This is a genomic window from Arthrobacter sp. E70 (assembly GCF_058266945.1).
The window spans coordinates 129582-147765 of sequence record NZ_JBYQFR010000002.1 but is presented as its reverse complement, the minus strand read 5'-3'; the positions used below and the strand labels follow the sequence as shown (position 1 = coordinate 147765).

Sequence of the window (18184 nt, the reverse complement as noted above, 5' to 3'; positions counted from 1 at the left end):
CCGCCATGACCAGTGCTGTTGCTGCCGGCGGCTACCCCCAGGGCGTCAAACTGGGGGTGGACGTCGGCACCGTCCGGGTCGGGGTGGCCATCTGCGACCGCGACGCGATCCTCGCAACCCCTTACAAAACCCTGGACCGGAACGCCAAGAAAAACTCCGACGTGCGCGTTATCGCCAAACTCGCGGAGGAACTCGGCGCCGTCCAGGTCATTGTGGGCCTGCCCCGGACCATGAAGGGCGAGGAACGGACCTCTGCCACCATGGCCAGGGACTACGCGGAACTGCTTGCGGCTGAGCTTGCCGGCCGCGGCCTGGCGGTTCCTGTGAACCTCGTGGACGAGCGGCTCAGCAGCGTCTCGGCACACCGCAACCTGCACGAAGCTGGCATGAGCAGCAGGAACCACCGTAAAGTAGTTGATCAGGTCGCGGCGGCGGGTATCCTGCAGCACGCCATCGACATGCAGAAAGCCAGGGGAGCGGATGTCGGCTCACGCGTGACGCCGCCTCCCCCTGCCGTGGACCTGGGGGTCAGCGCCAAGGACGAGTCTGTCCGCGCCACCCCGGGGGACACGGCCCGATCTTCAGATAATGGAAGGCAACAGTGAGCCCTGCCAACATTGACGACACTTCCGGTCCAGTGGACCCCGTGCTGGGGCGGCCGCTGACCCGCAAGGAACTGCGGGCACGCGAGAAGAGCCTCAACACCGGTGGCCACGACGCCGTCCCCCCGCAGGCGTACGAAACGGGCGAGGTCCCCCCGCAGCCGTCGGCACCGCCCGCTGCTTCTGCCGCGCCGGAGCCGTCCTTTGCCCCGCTTCCGGGTGCAGGCACCGTTCCGGCGGCTCCCGAGGCGCCGCCCTCCATCCAGGAGGAGCAGCACGCTGCCGATCCCCGCGTGGACTTCCCGCAGCATCCGCATGTGCAGCAGCAAGAGGACATGCACCCGGACCGTGAGGTCCTTTCCCACGGCGAACCGCACGCGGCCCATGCCGCGCCAGTGATGGCCGGACACCGGCACGCCGCTGACGCACACTACGCCGACGACGTCCGCTACGCGGAGGGGCACGACTACCAGGAAGACGTGCACGATGACCAGGCATATGCCCCCGCCGGCTACCACGACGACGCGCACCTGGAGCCGGACCACAGCGACGCAGGCCACCATCTGCTCCCGGGTTCTTCGGCAGCCCAGGTAGTGCCCCGCCCATCCAAGAAGGTCCGCCGCCGCCGTCGACTTCTGGCACTCTTCCTCACCCTGGCTGTTTTCGTGACGGCCGTGGCTGTGGGCGCGCAGTTCCTCAAGCCCCTCCTGGGCGGCGGCAAACCCTCCGACTACCCGGGTCCGGGGACCGGGGAAGTACAGGTGACGGTGGACAACGGGGAAGGGACCCGCTCCGTGGCCACCGACTTGGAAAACCAGCACGTGATCGCCAACGCGGACACCTTCCTGCAGGCGTTCCACGCCTCGGGCGGAACGCTGTCGCCGGGTGACTACACCTTCAAGACCGAGATGAAGAACGCGGACGCGGTCAACGTCCTGCTCGGCAAGGACAAGACCAAGGTCATCTACTTCGCACTCAGCGCCGGCCTTCGCATCGGCGAGTCCCTCCAGGCGATTTCCGAAGGCTCTGGCGTGTCCATTCAGCAACTCCAGGCGCTCAGCAACCAGCCCACGCAGTTTGGCCTGCCCGCCAACGCCAAGAACCTCGAGGGCTACCTGGCCCCGGGCGAGTACCGTTTCCCGCTGGGAACCCCGGCCAAGGACATCCTGCAGTCGCTGGTCAAGGCCACGACTGATGAACTGGTCTCCCAGGGCATCACCGACCCCGCCAAGCAGTACGAGGCCGTCATCGTGGCCAGCATCGTCCAGGCCGAAGGCGGCCAGGCCGACTACGGCGACGTGGCGGGCGCCATCTACAACCGGCTGAAGCCCAACGACCAGACCGGCGGCTTCCTGCAGGTGGACTCCGCGGTCACCTACGGACTGGGCACCCGGAGCTTCAACTTCACGGATGAGCAGCGCCAGGACAAATCGAACCCGTACAACACGTACGCCAACCCGGGCCTGCCGCCGGGGCCGATCGGATCCCCGGGCAAGACCGCCATCGACGCCGCCGCCAGGCCGAAGTCCAACGACTACCTCTACTGGGTGACCATCAACCTGGACACCAAGGAAACCAAGTTCGCCAAGACGCTGGCCGAGCACAACGCTTATGTGGAGCAGTACAACGCGTGGTGCAAGGCCAACGCAGGCCGCTGCACATGAGCCTGCGGGCTGCCGTCCTGGGCCATCCGATCAGCCACTCGAAATCCCCTGCGCTGCACCTGGCGGCATATGGGCGGCTGGACGCCGGCATCAGCTACACGGCCATCGACGTCACCGAGGAACTGCTGCCGTCCTTCATGCGCCAGATCCGGAACCAGCCCGGCTGGCGCGGACTGTCCGTGACCATGCCGCTGAAGACGGCCATGCTGGAGCAGGTCGACGAAGTGCGGGGAGTGGCGCGGACCCTGGGCGTGGTCAACACGGTCTCCTTCGAGGACACCGGCAACGGTCCCCGGGCCATTGGTTCCAACACGGACGTCGCCGGGATAGTCAACGCCCTTCGGCATGCAGGGACCCGGATGGCCCCGTCTGCCGTCATCCTGGGCGGCGGGGGAACTGCGGCGTCAGCCGTCGCCGCTTTGCGGGAACTCGGGACGTCCAGCGTCAAGGTCTTTGTCCGTGACGCTTCCCGTACGGCCGACGTCCGTGCGGCCGCCGAAAGCCTGGGCGTTGTCCTCGAAATCCGCTCGCTGGCCGCCGCCGCGCGCCCGACAGCGGAAGCCGACGTCGTCATTTCCACCCTGCCGCCGCGGGCGGCAGACGGACTTGCGGCAGAAATCGCCGCGCTCAAGACGCCAACTCCGGGCGTCCTGCTGGATGTCGCCTATGACCCGTGGCCCAGCCTCGTCGCCTCCGTGTGGCAGGCCGGCGGCGGCCGCGTGGTGCCCGGACTCGAGATGCTGCTGTACCAGGCAGTGGAGCAGGTGCGACTCTTCTCCCGGCGCGGCGAAGACGTTAACGCAGCTGTCATAGATGTGATGTGTGACGCAGTCGGCCTTGCCCGGCGGGCGTTGTGACCGCCCTACGTGGCAGGATGGAAATTATGCGTTGGTTGACTGCCGGTGAATCCCATGGTCCGGCTCTGATGGGAATTATTGAGGGCGTCCCCGCCGGTGTCGAAATCACCAGCGGGCACATCGCTGACTCCCTGGCCCGACGCCGGCTCGGATATGGACGCGGCGCCCGGATGAAATTCGAGCAGGACGTCGTCACCATCACCGGCGGCGTTCGTCACGGCCGCACCCAGGGCGGCCCTGTTGCCATCCAGGTCGGCAACACCGAATGGCCCAAGTGGGAGCAGATCATGTCTGCCGACCCCGTGGAGCCCGAGCTCCTCGCCGACCAGGCCCGCAACGCGCCGCTGACCCGGCCCCGGCCCGGCCACGCAGACTTCACCGGCATGCAGAAGTACGGCTTCGACGAGGCGCGTCCGGTGTTGGAGCGTGCCAGCGCCCGCGAAACCGCCACCCGGGTTGCCTTGGGCACGGTGGCCGCGCGCTTCCTGAACCACCTCGGCATTGAGCTTGTCAGCCACACCGTATCCATCGCCAGCGTCACCGTTCCGGAGGGCCGGCCGCTGCCCGTTCCGTCCGACGTCATCGCACTGGACGCCGACCCGCTGCGCTGCTTCGACCGCGAAACCTCCGACGCCATGGTGGCCGAAGTGGACGCCGCGCACAAAGAGGGCGAAACCCTCGGCGGTGTGGTGGAAGTCCTGGCCTACGGCCTTCCGCCGGGACTGGGCAGCTACGTGCACTGGGACCGCCGGCTGGATGCCCGGCTCGCCGCGGCCCTGATGGGTATCCAGGCCATCAAGGGTGTGGAAGTCGGCGACGGCTTCCTGACCGCCGCCCGCCGTGGTTCGGCGGCCCACGACGAGATCGTACGGGACGGCGAAGGCAGGATTGTCCGCGCCAGCAACCGTGCCGGCGGCATCGAGGGCGGCATGAGCATCGGTGATGTCCTGCGCGTGCGCGCCGCCATGAAACCCATTGCCACCGTTCCCCGGGCGCTGCGGACCATCGACGTCAGCACCGGCGAGCCGGCCAAGGCCCACCACCAGCGCTCCGACGTCTGCGCGGTCCCGGCCGCCGGCGTCGTGGCGGAAGCCATGGTGGCCCTGGTCCTGGCCGAGGCCGTCATGGAGAAGTTTGGTGGTGACTCCGTGGCGGAAACCGCCCGCAACATCAAGGGCTACCTGGACAACATCCCGGCATCCCTGGACTCGATCGGGCAGTAGTGCTCCACGGCAGCAAAACGGGACCCGCCTGCGGCCGGCCGATCGTTCTGATCGGTCCCATGGCCGTCGGCAAGTCAGCCATAGGCCAGCAGCTCGCGCAGCAGCTCGCAGTCCCGTTCATCGACACAGACGCCGTCATCGTTGCGGGCCACGGCTCCATTGCCGGTATCTTCGCCGGGCGCGGGGAGCACGCGTTCAGGGAGATCGAGGCCCGGACCGTGGCCAACGCCGTCGAAGAGGCCCAGGGCACTGCCACCGTCATCTCGCTGGGTGGCGGGGCCGTGCTCGATTCAGGGACGCAGCAGCTGATTAGCCGCTGCACCGTGGTCTACCTCGAGTGCGACGCCGATACCGTGGCCGACAGGATCGCCCGGAACTCGGGCCGTCCGCTCCTGGCCGGTGACGCGATGGCCCGCTGGACAGCAATGTTTGCCACCCGGCGGCCCATCTACGAGAGGCTCGCCGACATCACCCTGGACGTCCGCCATGGCTCGATATCCGAACTCGGCGAACGGCTGGAAGCAGCACTGCGGCACTGCGCAGCTGCCAAACAGGAAGTTGAAAAGTGAACACGCAATCAACCGTCATCAAGGTCACCGGCGAAGGCGCCGGCAACAATTACGACGTTGTCGTCGGGCGCGGCCTGCTGGACGCCCTTCCCGCGCTGCTCGGTGAGCGGGTCCGCCGCGTCCTGGTGATCCACCCGCGGGCGCTGCGCCTCACCGGCGACGCCGTCCGCGACGAACTTGCCGCCGCAGGCTTCACCTCTCTCACCGCGGAAATTCCCGATGCCGAGGAAGGCAAGCACATCCAGGTGGCGGCGTTCTGCTGGCAGGTCCTGGGCCAGAACGATTTCACGCGTTCCGACGCCATCGTTGCTGTCGGCGGGGGAGCGGTCACCGACCTCGCCGGCTTCGTCGCGGCCACCTGGCTGCGCGGCGTCAAGGTCATTCACATGCCCACCAGCCTCCTGGCCATGGTGGACGCCTCCGTGGGCGGCAAGACCGGCATCAACACTGCCGAAGGCAAGAACCTGGTGGGCGCCTTCCACCCGCCGGCCGCCGTGCTGGCAGACCTGGACACCCTGGACACGCTGCCGAAAAACGAGATCATCTCCGGCATGGCAGAGGTCATCAAATGCGGCTTCATCGCCGACCCGGCCATCCTCGACCTGGTCGAAAAAGACCCTGCAGCCGTGGTCGACCCCCGTTCCGACACGCTGCGCGAACTCATTGAGCGGGCCATCGCCGTCAAGGCGAAAGTGGTTTCCGAAGACCTGAAGGAATCCGGGCTGCGGGAAATCCTCAACTATGGCCATACGCTGGGCCACGCCATCGAGCTGGTGGAGCGGTACTCCTGGCGGCATGGCGCCGCGGTATCGGTGGGCATGATGTTCGCCGCCGAGCTCGCCCGCAGCGTTGGCCGGCTCAGCGATGCCGACGCCGACCGGCACCGGAGCATCCTGGACGGCCTTGGGCTCCCGGTCACCTACCGCCGGGACCGCTGGCAGGGCCTGCTGGACGGCATGCGCCGTGACAAGAAGTCCCGCGGGGACCTTCTGCGGTTCGTGGTGCTCGACGGTATCGCCAAGCCGGGCATCCTTGACGTCCCTGATACCTCGCTGCTGTTCGCGGCCTACCAGGAGATCGCTTCCTGATGCAGGGCGACATCAACGGAACAACGGATTGGCCGGAGGCAGGTTTCCCGGGCATCCGCATCAATCCCGAAACCCTGCTGCCGCAGATAGTCAACGAGGACGCCTGCCACGCTGCCCTCGCCGCCTCCACCGACCCCGCCGACCACATTTTCGTTTTGCTCGTGGAGGGCCACCCTTCGGAGGCCGCCGAGCTGCTTGCCGAAGCCCGGTTCAAGGACCCGGAATCCTTCCGGCTGCGCGTCTTCGAGGCCGAGGTCCTGCGCGTGACGCACCGGACGGACCGTGCCATCGAGCTGTTCCGGCAACTCCTGGCTGAAGTGCACGGCACGCCCCGCGAAGCGGCGGTGCTGCATTTCCTCGGCAAGGCCCAGTACAGTGCAGGCCACATCGCCGCCGCGGTGGAATCATTCACCCGTGCACTTGACCTGCGCGTGGCACACTCCGCGGACGCAGCCATGATCTACTCGTCAACGGTGGCCCTCCAGCGCGCCCGCGACGTCCTGGAGCTCGCCTGCTGAGGCAGGCCCGACACAGGCACGCAAAGGCTGCCCGGCATTTACCGGTAGAATGGTTGTGGGATTTTTGCATCCCCGCGATTTTTGACAAACACGAGCAGGCGGCCGCTCCGGCATGCCCGCCCGGTATACAGCATCTGACCACCCGGCCAGACACGGAAACCAGAGGAAACCAGTGGCAACCACTAACGACATCAAGAACGGAACGGTCCTGAAGCTTGAGGGCCAGCTCTGGAACATCATCGAATTCCAGCACGTCAAGCCCGGCAAGGGCGGCGCCTTTGTCCGGACCAAGATGCGCAACGTTATGTCCGGCAAGGTTGTGGACAAGACCTTCAACGCAGGCCTCAAGATCGAGACGGCCACCGTGGACCGCCGCGACTACCAGTACCTGTACCAGGACGGTGCGGACTTCGTGTTCATGGACACCTCCGACTACGACCAGATCACGGTCTCCGGTGCGACGGTGGGCGACGCCACCAACTTCATGCTCGAGAACCAGATGGTCAACATCGCCATCCACGACGGCACCCCCCTCTACATCGAACTGCCGCCGAGCGTTGTCCTCGAAATCACCTACACCGAACCGGGCCTCCAGGGTGACCGCTCCTCCGCAGGCACCAAGCCGGCCACCCTGGAAACAGGTTACGAGATCCAGGTCCCGCTGTTCATTGAAAACAACACCAAGGTCAAGGTGGACACCCGCGACGGCAGCTACCTGGGCCGGGTCACCGAGTAGTGAGCGCCCGCGGTAAAGCCCGCAGCAGGGCTCTGGATGTTCTTTTCGAGGCGGAGCAGCGCTCCGTTTCGGCGTTCGACGTGCTTCGCGCACGCCGGGAAAAGACCGACCAGGTGGTCAACCCCTACACGGTGGAAATCGTCGAGGGCGTGGTGTCCCAGCAGGCTGCCATCGACGAATTCCTCGAGACCTACTCACAGGGCTGGAGCCTGGAGCGCATGCCGTCGGTGGACCGCATCATCCTGCGCATCGGCACCTGGGAGCTTCTGTACAACGACGACGTCCCCGACGGCGTGGCGGTCAGCGAGGCTGTTGCGCTGGCCAAGACGCTGTCCACGGACGAGTCCCCGCAGTTCATCAACGGCCTCCTGGGCCGCCTGCAGCAGCTGAAGCCCTCGCTGCTCGCGTAGCCGGTTCCAACCGTTACAAGCAGGACAGACACGAAAAGGCCCCGCCACCCGGCGGGGCCTTTTTCGCGTTCTCCGGTGGCCGGGGCGGCTCGGTACACGGGTCAGCGCGTCACCGATTCGCGGAGGGTGACAATGCGCTGCAGCTGTTGCCGTTCCTCGGCCTGGTGCAACGGCACGTCACGGCCGCTCAGGATGCGCTGCCTGGTGTTGGCAAGTTGAGTCGCCGCCTTCAGGAATTCCTTCATCTGCCCCTTCCTGCCGGAGTTTGCTGCCCATGCCAGGGCGGTCCGCCGCCCCGCCCGGGTGGCCAGGAGTTGGACTTCGGCCGGGGTGAACCACCCCGCGGCGGAGTATTCCAGCAGCCGCTGGCGGGTGAGGCGTTTTTCGGCCACCCGCAACAGGATGATGCCGCCCACGGCCAGCACGAAGATGGGTACCTGGACGAAGATGTAATCAAGCAGGAAGCCCTGGCCCATGCTGTTCCATCGGTTGTGCAGGAACATGGCCGGCAGCAGACCCACGAAGAAGGCTCCCACGGAGGCGCCGGCGTGCCAGCGCCGTGCGGCGAATCCCATGATGAGTCCGGTGGTGCCTGTGAAGATTGCGTGCGCGAACGGGGACATAACGCCGCGGAGGAAGAATACCTGGGCAAAGTCACTGGCCGGGCTGGACGATTCGGCGATGGCCCTGCCGAAATAGAGGATGTTTTCGGTGAAGGCGAATCCACCGGCGATAGTGAAGGCAAAGACCACCCCGTCCACCGGACCGTCGAAGTGCCTTCGGGTGGCCAGGAGCAGGATCAGCAGGCCCAGGGATTTGGCGAATTCTTCGACGACGGGAGCTTGGACCGTGGCCATGTACGTCTGCAGGTCCGGCACATCCGAAAACTGGAAGGCGATCACGAAGAACGGCTGGATCAGCAGGGTGACGGCCACGGACACGGCCGCGCCCCAGGCGAACGCGAAGAACAGCAGCCGCTTTGGTTCGGGCTCCCACCGGTCGATGATGTGGACCGCCAGCAGGACCACCGACAACGGGATCAGGGAGGCCACGAAGCCAATCAGGAAACCCGCCGCCCCCGTGTTGGACAGCAGGAACGGCACCACCAGGAACAGGCTCAGGAACGCCAAGGCGCTGCCGGCCACCGTCACTCCCACCAGCCCGCCGCGGGTCCGGGCGGCCCGTACCAGGCTTCCCTGTACCTGCGGTGGGACCACGGGCGCCACAGGGCTGCCCTGGTGGCCGGGTGCCGCACGGTAGTTGCCGGGCTGCACATGGCCCATCCAGCTCGGGTTGGCCTGGCCCGGGAAATAACTGCCCGCCCCCCGGTAAGGATCGTCGGGTGGTCCGGGCGAGGGCTGCTGGGGATAGGTTGGCATACCCGAAAGCCTAAGCGGGCGCCGGCACGGGTCAAAGGATGGCGGCGCGAACACGCGCCGCGCCCGTGCCGGTGTGATCATCAACGCATCGGTCAGCCGCCGGGACGGCGTGGGCCGTGTGGTAATTTTGAACAGCACATGATCCTTTTTTAATTCCGTCCTGTGAGGCGGGGAAAGGGGAGACGAGCGTTGACTTCTGTCACCAGCGCACCGGTTCCAGCCAGGGTTGTCCTCAGCCAGGCGGACATCGACCGGGCCCTGACTCGTATCGCCCATGAGATCCTCGAGGCCAACAAGGGTTCCCAGGACCTTGTCCTGCTGGGGATTCCGCGCCGCGGCTACCCGCTGGCGGTCCGGCTGGCCCGGAAAATCGCCGCCGCAGACAACTCCGTTGATGCCTCCGCCATTGTCGGACAGCTCGACGTCACGATGTTCCGCGACGACCTCTCCCACCAAGGGACCCGGCCGCCGTACCCCACCCGGCTGCCCCGCACCGGCATTGACAACAAAGTAGTGGTGCTCATTGACGACGTCCTGTATTCCGGCCGCACCATCCGGGCTGCCTTGGACGCTCTCGTGGACCTCGGCCGCCCCCGCATTGTGCGGCTCGCCGTGCTGATCGACCGCGGCCACCGCGAACTGCCGATCCGGGCGGACCACGTCGGGAAGAACCTCCCCACCTCGTCCGCCGAAAAGGTCCGGGTCCGGCTCGAAGAGACAGATACTTCCGACGACGGCACCCCCGTCAACGAAGTCGTGATTGAGGGCGGCGCATGAAACACCTCCTGTCCACCGAGGACCTCAGCCTTTCGAACGCCATCCGCATCCTGGACACCGCCGAGGAGATGTCGGCCGTGGGGGAGCGGGAAGTGAAGAAGCTTCCGGCCCTGCGCGGACGAACTGTCGTCAACCTTTTCTTCGAAGACTCCACCCGCACCCGCATCTCCTTCGAAGCCGCGGCAAAGCGGCTCTCTGCCGACGTCATCAACTTCGCCGCCAAGGGCTCGTCGGTATCCAAGGGCGAATCCCTCAAGGACACGGCCCAGACGCTGTCCGCCATGGGCGCGGACGCCGTCGTCATCCGCCACTGGGCCTCGGGCGCACCCTACCGGCTGGCCGCAACCGACTGGATCGACGCCGCCGTCATCAACGCCGGGGACGGCACCCACGAGCACCCCACCCAGGCCCTGCTGGACGCGTTCACCATGCGCCGGCACTGGGCCCGCCTCGCCGGCACAGGTTCCGAAGGGACCGACCTCAAGGGCATGCGCGTGGCGATCGCGGGCGACGTCCTGCACTCCCGCGTGGCGCGCTCGAACGTTTGGCTGCTGCGCACCCTCGGCGCGGAGGTAACGCTGGTGGCTCCGCCTACCCTGCTGCCGGTGGGCGTCGAGAAGTGGCCCTGCAGCGTCAGCTACAACCTCGACGAGACCCTCGTGAACGGCGTGGACGCCGTGATGATGCTTCGTGTCCAGGGTGAACGCATGAACGCCTCATTCTTCCCCAGCACCCGGGAATACTCGCGCCGGTGGGGCTTCGACGACAACAGGCTCCGCGCCCTCGACGACCTCGGCATGACGGATACGATCATCATGCATCCAGGGCCCATGAACCGTGGCCTGGAAATCAGCGCAGCCGCCGCCGACTCACCCCGGTCCACTGTCCTGGCGCAGGTCCGCAACGGCGTGTCCGTGCGGATGGCAGCACTGTACCTGCTGCTCTCCGGGGACACCCGGGAAACAGCCACTCACCGGGTCCCGGCCTATGCCGCCGCCCAATCCAGCAAGGAGAGCAACTGATGGCAGCAAACACCGGAACCTACCTGATCCAGGGCGCCGCCATCCTCGGCGGGGAACCGGCGGACCTGCTGATCCGCGATGGCATCATCGCCGAGATCGGCACCGGACTCTCGCCTGAAGGGCAGGACCAGAGCGCCTCCGTCATCGACGCCGCGGGCCTGGTGGCGCTGCCCGGCATGGTGGACGTCCACACGCACCTGCGCGAACCCGGCCGCGAAGACGCCGAAACGGTCGAGACCGGCACCCGCGCTGCTGCCCTCGGCGGCTACACCGCCGTCCACGCGATGGCCAACAGCACGCCGGTGGCCGATACCGCCGGCGTCGTGGAGCAGGTCTACACCCTGGGCCAGGCGGCCGGCTGGGTTGACGTGCGGCCGGTGGGCGCCGTCACCGTCGGACTCGCCGGCGAGCAACTCGCCGAGCTGGGTGCCATGGCCGATTCCCGCGCCCGGGTGCGGATGTTCTCCGACGACGGCATCTGTGTCCACGATCCCGTGCTGATGCGCCGGGCCCTGGAGTACGTCAAGGCGTTCGACGGCGTCGTGGCCCAGCACGCGCAGGAACCCCGCCTCACCGCCGGCGCGCAGATGAACGAGGGTGACGTCTCAGCGGTCCTCGGACTCACCGGCTGGCCCGCTGTCGCCGAAGAGAGCATCATCGCCCGCGACGTCCTGCTGGCACAGCACGTCGGCTCGCGGCTGCACGTGTGCCACGTCTCCACGGCGGGTTCCGTAGAGATCATCCGCTGGGCCAAGGAACGCGGGATCGACGTCACCGCCGAGGTCACCCCCCACCACCTGCTGCTCACCGACGACCTGGTCCGCAGCTACGACCCCGTCTTCAAGGTCAACCCGCCGCTGCGCACCGACGCCGACGTCCAGGCGTTGCGTGCCGGGCTCGCGGACGGGACCATCGACGTCGTGGGCACCGACCACGCGCCGCACCCCAGCGAGCACAAGGAATGCGAGTGGGCGCAGGCCGCCATGGGCATGACAGGGCTGGAAACCGCCCTGTCCGTGGTGCAGCACGCCATGATCGACACCGGGCTGATGACCTGGGCCGACTTCGCCAGGGTAACGTCCACCACCGCCGCCAGGATCGGCCGCCTCACCGACCAGGGCCGGCCGATCGAGGCCGGGGAACCGGCCAACCTCATCCTGGTGGATCCGGCGGCGCGCTGGACCGTCGACCCCAGCCAGATGGCCACGATGGGCCGCAACTCCCCGTTCAAGGGCCGCGAACTGCCCGGCAAGGTCGTTGCCACCTTCTTCCGGGGACACCCTACGGTCCTGGACGGCGCCCTCAACACCCCGCACCCCGACGCCGCGGCAACCCCGGCAGGCGCGGCCTGATGGACACGAAACTTCTCTCTGCGGTCGTCACCGCGGCGATCATCGCCGTCGTGCTGGCCATGATGTGGGTTGGCTGGCGCAACCGCCTGAGACGCCAGTCCGACGTCGCACAGCTGCCCCAGGTGCCCGCGGAACCCGGTGAGCCGACCGCCCTCGCCGAGGGGCAGTACGTCGCCACCACCACCGCCGGCGACTGGCTGGACCGGATCGCCGTGCACGGCCTCGGTATCCGCACCAACGCGACCCTGGCGGTGTACCCGCACGGCGTCATTTACGACCGGCCGGGGGCTGCTGCCCTCTACGTTCCTGCCGGGTCGCTGACGGGTGTCCGGCAGGACAGCGGCATGGCGGGCAAGTTCGTGGAAAAGGACGGCCTGCTGGTGCTGGCCTGGACGCTCGGCGCACACGCGCTGGACACCGGGTTCCGCACCCGCCGCGCCGCCGACAAGGACGTGCTGTACCAGGCCCTTCAGGAATTGATTTCGTCAGCCCCCGCGGCTGGTGCCACCAGTGGAAAGTAAGACAGTGAAAGCGAATACAGTGACAGCAACCACCTCCGCCCCGGCAGCGCTGGTCCTCGAAGACGGGCGCATTTTCCGCGGCACCAGCTACGGAGCCACCGGCACCGCCCTCGGCGAGGCAGTCTTCGCCACCGGGATGACCGGCTACCAGGAAACCATCACCGACCCGTCCTACGCCCGCCAGCTGGTGGTCCAGACGGCGCCGCACATCGGCAACACCGGCGTGAACAGCGAAGACGCCGAGTCGCGGCGGATTTGGGTGGCTGGCTACATCGTCCGTGACGCCGCGCGCCGGCCCTCCAACTGGCGTTCCGAGCGCTCCCTGGACGAAGAGCTGGTGGCGCAGGGCATCGTGGGGATCCAGGGCGTGGACACCCGCGCCATCACGCGGCACCTGCGCGAACATAAGACCATGCGCGCCGGCATCTTCTCCGGTGAGGCTGCCGAGGCGACGGACAAGGAACTGCTCGACGCCGTCCTGGCCAGCGCTCCCATGGAGGGCGCCCGCCTGGCGGAAGAAGTCAGCGTGGACGAGGCCTACGTCGTGGAACCCAAGGACCACGGCTGGGAAGGTGAGCCCCGCTTCAGCATCGCGGCGATCGACCTCGGCATCAAGGCCATGACCCCCGTCCGGTTCGCCGAGCGCGGTGTGCGCGTCCACGTACTGCCGGCCACCGCCACGCTCGAGGACGTCAAAGCGGTCAACCCGGACGGCTTCTTCATGTCCAACGGCCCCGGCGACCCCGCCACCGCCGACGCCCAGGTCAAGCTGCTGCGCTCCGTCCTGGACGAGAAGCTGCCGTACTTCGGCATCTGCTTCGGCAACCAGATCCTGGGCCGCGCACTCGGTTTTGGCACCTACAAGCTCCGCTACGGCCACCGCGGCATCAACCAGCCGGTCATGGACCGCCGCACCGGCAAGGTGGAAATTACCTCCCAGAACCACGGCTTTGCCGTTGACGCACCGCTCGACGGCGCCACCCAGGCTCCGGAGTCACGCTACGGCCGGGTGGAGGTCAGCCACGTCAGCCTGAACGACGACGTCGTGGAAGGCCTCGCCTGCCTCGACATCCCGGCGTTCTCCGTGCAGTACCACCCGGAAGCAGCCGCCGGCCCGCACGACGCCGCCTACCTCTTCGACCGCTTCATCGACCTCATGGAAGGCACGCGCGACGGCCGCACCGCCAACCTTTCCAAGGACCCGGTGGACTCCGCGCACCCCGCCGAGGCTGCATCCGAAACGCCGAAAAATTCCGACAACAAGACTGAGGACAAGAAGTAATGCCGAAACGTACAGATCTCAAGAGCGTCCTCGTCATTGGTTCCGGCCCGATCGTCATCGGCCAGGCCGCGGAATTCGACTACTCCGGCACCCAGGCACTGCGCGTCCTCAAGGAGGAAGGCCTGCGCGTCATCCTCGTGAACTCCAACCCGGCCACCATCATGACCGACCCTGAGTTCGCTGACGCCACCTACGTTGAGCCCATCACCCCCGAGGTGGTGGAGAAGATCATCGCCAAGGAACGCCCCGACGCCGTGCTGCCCACGCTCGGTGGCCAGACAGCACTGAACACGGCCATCGCGCTCGACAAGAACGGCGTGCTGGAGAAGTACAACGTGGAGCTGATCGGCGCCAACATCGCCGCGATCGAGCTCGGCGAGGACCGCGAGAAGTTCAAGGGCGTCGTGGAACGCTGCGGCGCCGAGTCCGCCCGCAGCCACATCATCCACACCATGGACGAGGCCCTCACCGCCGCCGTCGACCTGGGCTACCCGATGGTGGTCCGGCCCTCCTTCACCATGGGCGGCCTGGGCTCCGGCCTGGCCTACAACGAGGAGGACCTGCGCCGCATCGTCGGCCAGGGCCTGCAGTACAGCCCCACCAGCGAGGTGCTGCTCGAAGAGAGCATCCTCGGCTGGAAGGAATACGAGCTCGAGATGATGCGCGACAAGAACGACAACGTGGTTGTCGTCTGCTCCATCGAGAACTTCGACCCCGTCGGCGTGCACACCGGAGACTCGATCACGGTGGCACCTGCCCTGACCCTCACCGACCGCGAGTACCAGAAGCTGCGCGACGTCGCGATCGCCGTCATCCGCGAGGTGGGCGTGGACACCGGCGGCTGCAACATCCAGTTCGCCATCGATCCCAAGACCGGCCGCGTGGTGGTCATCGAGATGAACCCGCGCGTCTCCCGCTCCTCGGCGCTGGCATCGAAGGCCACCGGCTTCGCCATCGCCAAGATCGCCACCAAGCTCTCGCTGGGCTACACCCTGGACGAGATCCCCAACGACATCACCCAGAAGACGCCTGCGTCCTTCGAGCCCACTCTCGACTATGTGGTGGTCAAGGTTCCGCGGTTCGCGTTCGAGAAGTTCCCGGCCGCGGACAATACCCTCACCACCACCATGAAGTCGGTGGGCGAAGCGATGGCCATGGGCCGCAACTTCACCGAAGCCCTGCAGAAGGCCCTGCGCTCCCTGGAGCAGAAGGGCTCGCAGCTGGACTTCAGCAGCGTCCCCGAGTGGGAGGTCGCCGAACTGATCGAAAAGGCCAAGCGGCCCACCACGGACCGCCTGCACCAGGTCCAGCGTGCCCTGCTGGGCGGCGCCACCGTGGAACAGCTCTTCGAGGCCACCAAGATCGACCCCTGGTTCCTGGACCAGCTCGAACTCCTCAATGAGGTCTCCCGCGAGATCCGCCAAGCCGGTGCCCTGACAGCTGACATGCTCAAGCGGGCGAAGCGCCACGGCTTCTCCGACGAGCAGATCGGCGCCCTGACGCATAACTCCGAGGCCGTGGTCCGCGGCGTCCGCCAGGCCTTGGGCATCCGTCCCGTCTACAAGACCGTGGACACCTGCGCCGCCGAGTTCGCCGCCTACACGCCGTACCACTACTCCGCGTACGACGAGGAGGACGAGGTTGCGCTGCACTCCAAGCCGTCCATCCTGATCCTCGGCTCCGGCCCGAACCGTATCGGCCAGGGCATCGAGTTCGACTACTCCTGCGTCCATGCCTCCATGGCGCTGCGCAAGGCCGGCTACGAGACCGTCATGGTCAACTGCAACCCGGAAACGGTCTCCACCGACTACGACATCTCCACCCGCCTGTACTTCGAGCCGCTCACGCTCGAGGACGTGCTGGAGGTCATCGCGGCCGAGGAACGCACCGGTGGCGTCATGGGCGTGTTCGTCCAGCTTGGCGGCCAGACCCCGCTGAAGCTCGCCCAGCAGCTCGCCGACGCAGGAGTTCCGATCCTCGGCACCTCCCCGGAAGCCATCGACCTCGCCGAGCACCGTGGTGCCTTCTCCCGCGTGCTGGACAAGGCCGGCCTCGTCTCGCCCAAGAACGGCACCGCCGTGTCCTTCGAGGACGCCAAGACGATCGCCGACGAGATCGGCTACCCGGTGCTTGTCCGCCCGTCCTACGTGCTGGGCGGCCGCGGCATGGAGATCGTTTACGACGAGCCCAACCTGTCCCGCTACATCGCCAACGCCACCGAGATCACCCCCGACCACCCGGTACTTATCGACCGCTTCCTGGAGGACGCCGTCGAAATCGACGTCGACGCCCTCTACGACGGTACCGACATGTACCTGGGCGGCATCATGGAGCACATCGAGGAAGCCGGCATCCACTCCGGCGACTCCGCCTGCGTCCTGCCGCCCATCACGCTGGGCAGCAACGTCGTCGAACGCGTCCGCGTGGCCACCCGCGCCATCGCTGAAGGCGTTGGCGTGCGCGGCCTCATCAACATCCAGTTCGCGCTGGCCTCCGACGTCCTGTACGTCCTCGAAGCCAACCCGCGCGCTTCCCGGACGGTGCCGTTCGTGTCCAAGGCCACCGGCGTCCAGATGGCCAAGGCCGCGGCCCTCATCGGCACGGGCGTGACCATCAACCAGCTGCGCACCGCCTACAAGATGCTGCCGGAAACCGGTGACGGCTCCACCCTGCCCCTGGACGCCCCCGTGGCCGTCAAGGAAGCAGTGCTGCCGTTCAGCCGGTTCCGCACCCTCGAAGGCAAGGTGGTGGACTCGCTGCTCGGCCCCGAAATGCGTTCCACCGGTGAGGTCATGGGCATCGACAAGCACTTCGACACCGCCTTCGCCAAGAGCCAGGCCGGCGCCAACAACGCGCTGCCCACCGAGGGCAAGGTCTTCGTCTCCGTCGCCAATCGGGACAAGCGCTCCGTGATCATGGGCGTCAAGCGGCTCTCGGACCTCGGCTTCGAGATCGTCTCCACCGGCGGCACCGCCGATGTCCTGCGCCGCAACGGCATCCAGGCCACACCGGTCCGGAAGGTCGCCGAGGGCAGCAGCGCCGAAGGCGAAGGCACCATCGCAGACCTCATCGTGGCCGGTGAGATCGACATGGTCTTCAACACGCCATCCGGCGGCGAAGCGCGCAGCGACGGCTACGAACTGCGTGCCGCGGCAACGTCCATCGGCATCCCTTGCATCACCACGGTGGCCGAGTTCAATGCCGCCGTCCAGGCGATCGAGGCCATGCGGACCTACGAATGGTCTGTCACCAGCCTGCAGGAGCACGCCACGGCGCTTGCAGAGTCCCAGAAGGCGGCCCTGCAGCATGCCTGAGCATGTATCCACTGCCGGCCGGGAGCCGTTCGGCTCCCGGCTCGGTGCCGCCATGGCCGCCCGCGGCCCGCTCTGCGTCGGAATCGATCCGCACCCCGCCCTGTTGAAGAGCTGGGGCCTGGACGACGACGCCGCGGGGCTTCGGCGGTTCTCGCTGACGGTTCTGGAGGCAGTGGCTTCGCTCGCTGCCGCCGTGAAGCCCCAGGTGGCACTTTACGAACGCCACGGTTCTGCCGGAATGGCGGTGCTGGAAGAGGTGCTGGCCAGCGCCCGGGACGAGTCCGTCCTCACCATCGCCGACGCCAAGCGCGGCGACATCGGCTCCACCATGGCCGCCTACGCAGACGCGTGGCTTCGGGATGAGTCTCCGCTCGCGGCGGACTCCGTCACGCTCAGCCCTTACCTCGGCTTCGAATCACTGCGCCCTGCGCTGGACCTCGCGGCGGACACCGGGCGCGGAGTGTTCGTGCTGGCCCTGACGTCCAACCCCGAGGGCGCCTCCGTGCAGCATGTAGGTGGCATTGACTCCGTGGCCCGCAGGATCTGCGCCGCAGCGGCAGCGGAGAACTCCCGCTACACGGGAAGCCTGGGCTCGGTGGGCCTCGTCGTGGGCGCCACCGTGGGCGACGCCCTGACAAACCTCGGCCTCGACCTGGCCGCGGTCCGCGGCCCCATCCTGGCGCCGGGGCTGGGCGCCCAAGGTGCCACTCCGGCAGACTTGCGGACAACTTTCGGTGCTGCCTACCCCCAGGTCCTGGGCACCTCAAGCCGGGACATCCTCCGGGCCGGGCCGGACCTGCGGGAGCTGCGGGAAGCTGCCCGGCGTACCCTCGACGGGCTTGTCGGGCAGTAGCTGCCCGTTTTACCCGA

17 protein-coding genes are annotated in these 18184 nt (G+C 67.3%); 16 read left to right on the top strand and 1 reads right to left on the bottom strand.

Annotation, left to right across the window (positions count from 1 at the left end):
• Positions 1 to 5: 5 nt before the first annotated feature.
• The 9 genes from ruvX to nusB all read left to right on the top strand — a co-directional run bounded on the left by ruvX (position 6) and on the right by nusB (position 7667).
• On the top strand, positions 6 to 605 hold the full coding sequence (ruvX, locus tag AC3IMC_RS02670) for a Holliday junction resolvase RuvX (protein ID WP_490916902.1): 600 nt from the start codon (positions 6 to 8) through the stop codon (positions 603 to 605).
• Positions 602 to 2266, top strand: coding sequence for an endolytic transglycosylase MltG (gene mltG / locus AC3IMC_RS02665; RefSeq protein ID WP_490916901.1), 1665 nt, complete (start codon positions 602 to 604; stop codon positions 2264 to 2266). Before ruvX ends, mltG begins: the two co-directional genes overlap by 4 nt.
• Complete coding sequence (locus AC3IMC_RS02660) at positions 2263 to 3123, top strand: shikimate dehydrogenase (protein WP_490916900.1); 861 nt, start codon at positions 2263 to 2265, stop codon at positions 3121 to 3123. Before mltG ends, AC3IMC_RS02660 begins: the two co-directional genes overlap by 4 nt.
• 23 nt (positions 3124 to 3146) lie before the next feature.
• Positions 3147 to 4346, top strand: a complete 1200-nt coding sequence (gene aroC, locus AC3IMC_RS02655; protein ID WP_490917105.1) for a chorismate synthase — start codon at positions 3147 to 3149, stop codon at positions 4344 to 4346.
• Positions 4346 to 4915: a shikimate kinase gene (locus tag AC3IMC_RS02650; protein ID WP_490916899.1), complete on the top strand. Its 570-nt coding sequence runs from the start codon at positions 4346 to 4348 to the stop codon at positions 4913 to 4915. Before aroC ends, AC3IMC_RS02650 begins: the two co-directional genes overlap by 1 nt.
• Complete coding sequence (gene aroB / locus AC3IMC_RS02645; RefSeq protein ID WP_490916898.1) at positions 4912 to 6003, top strand: 3-dehydroquinate synthase; 1092 nt, start codon at positions 4912 to 4914, stop codon at positions 6001 to 6003. The genes AC3IMC_RS02650 and aroB overlap by 4 nt, the downstream gene beginning before the upstream one ends.
• Positions 6003 to 6521, top strand: coding sequence for a tetratricopeptide repeat protein (locus AC3IMC_RS02640; RefSeq protein WP_490916897.1), 519 nt, complete (start codon positions 6003 to 6005; stop codon positions 6519 to 6521). Before aroB ends, AC3IMC_RS02640 begins: the two co-directional genes overlap by 1 nt.
• A gap of 172 nt (positions 6522 to 6693) precedes the next feature.
• Entirely contained in the window at positions 6694 to 7257 is a 564-nt protein-coding gene (gene efp / locus AC3IMC_RS02635) for an elongation factor P (protein ID WP_141941547.1), read from the top strand.
• Positions 7257 to 7667 carry a transcription antitermination factor NusB gene (nusB, locus tag AC3IMC_RS02630; RefSeq protein WP_490916896.1) on the top strand — a complete coding sequence of 137 codons (411 nt, stop codon included), beginning with the start codon at positions 7257 to 7259 and terminating at the stop codon, positions 7665 to 7667. Before efp ends, nusB begins: the two co-directional genes overlap by 1 nt.
• Before the next feature lie 101 nt (positions 7668 to 7768).
• Here nusB and AC3IMC_RS02625 read toward each other — a convergent pair whose 3' ends face one another.
• Entirely contained in the window at positions 7769 to 9046 is a 1278-nt protein-coding gene (locus tag AC3IMC_RS02625) for a PrsW family intramembrane metalloprotease (RefSeq protein ID WP_490916895.1), read from the bottom strand.
• Between the two features lie 189 nt (positions 9047 to 9235).
• Between AC3IMC_RS02625 and pyrR the strand changes: the two genes are divergently transcribed.
• The 7 genes from pyrR to pyrF are packed head-to-tail and all read left to right on the top strand — an operon-like array spanning position 9236 to position 18167.
• Entirely contained in the window at positions 9236 to 9823 is a 588-nt protein-coding gene (gene pyrR / locus AC3IMC_RS02620) for a bifunctional pyr operon transcriptional regulator/uracil phosphoribosyltransferase PyrR (RefSeq protein ID WP_490916894.1), read from the top strand.
• Complete coding sequence (locus AC3IMC_RS02615) at positions 9820 to 10845, top strand: aspartate carbamoyltransferase catalytic subunit (protein WP_490916893.1); 1026 nt, start codon at positions 9820 to 9822, stop codon at positions 10843 to 10845. Before pyrR ends, AC3IMC_RS02615 begins: the two co-directional genes overlap by 4 nt.
• Entirely contained in the window at positions 10845 to 12197 is a 1353-nt protein-coding gene (locus tag AC3IMC_RS02610) for a dihydroorotase (RefSeq protein ID WP_490916892.1), read from the top strand. The genes AC3IMC_RS02615 and AC3IMC_RS02610 overlap by 1 nt, the downstream gene beginning before the upstream one ends.
• The gene (locus tag AC3IMC_RS02605) at positions 12197 to 12718 is read left to right on the top strand and encodes a PH-like domain-containing protein (protein WP_490916891.1); all 522 of its coding nucleotides are present in this window, start codon (positions 12197 to 12199) and stop codon (positions 12716 to 12718) included. Before AC3IMC_RS02610 ends, AC3IMC_RS02605 begins: the two co-directional genes overlap by 1 nt.
• Positions 12699 to 14000 carry a glutamine-hydrolyzing carbamoyl-phosphate synthase small subunit gene (carA, locus tag AC3IMC_RS02600; protein WP_490916890.1) on the top strand — a complete coding sequence of 434 codons (1302 nt, stop codon included), beginning with the start codon at positions 12699 to 12701 and terminating at the stop codon, positions 13998 to 14000. The genes AC3IMC_RS02605 and carA overlap by 20 nt, the downstream gene beginning before the upstream one ends.
• Complete coding sequence (carB, locus tag AC3IMC_RS02595) at positions 14000 to 17314, top strand: carbamoyl-phosphate synthase large subunit (RefSeq protein WP_490916889.1); 3315 nt, start codon at positions 14000 to 14002, stop codon at positions 17312 to 17314. The genes carA and carB overlap by 1 nt, the downstream gene beginning before the upstream one ends.
• Positions 17307 to 18167 carry an orotidine-5'-phosphate decarboxylase gene (gene pyrF / locus AC3IMC_RS02590; protein ID WP_490916888.1) on the top strand — a complete coding sequence of 287 codons (861 nt, stop codon included), beginning with the start codon at positions 17307 to 17309 and terminating at the stop codon, positions 18165 to 18167. The genes carB and pyrF overlap by 8 nt, the downstream gene beginning before the upstream one ends.
• Positions 18168 to 18184 lie beyond the last annotated feature (17 nt).

What these genes read in the sequence shown, in the direction of transcription:
- ruvX (WP_490916902.1), top strand. Translation starts at nt 6, where the DNA reads ATGACCAGTGCTGTTGCTGCCGGCGGCTACCCCCAGGGCGTCAAACTG.
- AC3IMC_RS02660 (WP_490916900.1), top strand. Translation starts at nt 2,263, where the DNA reads ATGAGCCTGCGGGCTGCCGTCCTGGGCCATCCGATCAGCCACTCGAAA.
- AC3IMC_RS02640 (WP_490916897.1), top strand. Translation starts at nt 6,003, where the DNA reads ATGCAGGGCGACATCAACGGAACAACGGATTGGCCGGAGGCAGGTTTC.
- AC3IMC_RS02625 (WP_490916895.1), bottom strand. Translation starts at nt 9,046, where the DNA reads ATGCCAACCTATCCCCAGCAGCCCTCGCCCGGACCACCCGACGATCCT.
- AC3IMC_RS02615 (WP_490916893.1), top strand. Translation starts at nt 9,820, where the DNA reads ATGAAACACCTCCTGTCCACCGAGGACCTCAGCCTTTCGAACGCCATC.
- AC3IMC_RS02610 (WP_490916892.1), top strand. Translation starts at nt 10,845, where the DNA reads ATGGCAGCAAACACCGGAACCTACCTGATCCAGGGCGCCGCCATCCTC.
- AC3IMC_RS02605 (WP_490916891.1), top strand. Translation starts at nt 12,197, where the DNA reads ATGGACACGAAACTTCTCTCTGCGGTCGTCACCGCGGCGATCATCGCC.
- carB (WP_490916889.1), top strand. Translation starts at nt 14,000, where the DNA reads ATGCCGAAACGTACAGATCTCAAGAGCGTCCTCGTCATTGGTTCCGGC.
- pyrF (WP_490916888.1), top strand. Translation starts at nt 17,307, where the DNA reads ATGCCTGAGCATGTATCCACTGCCGGCCGGGAGCCGTTCGGCTCCCGG.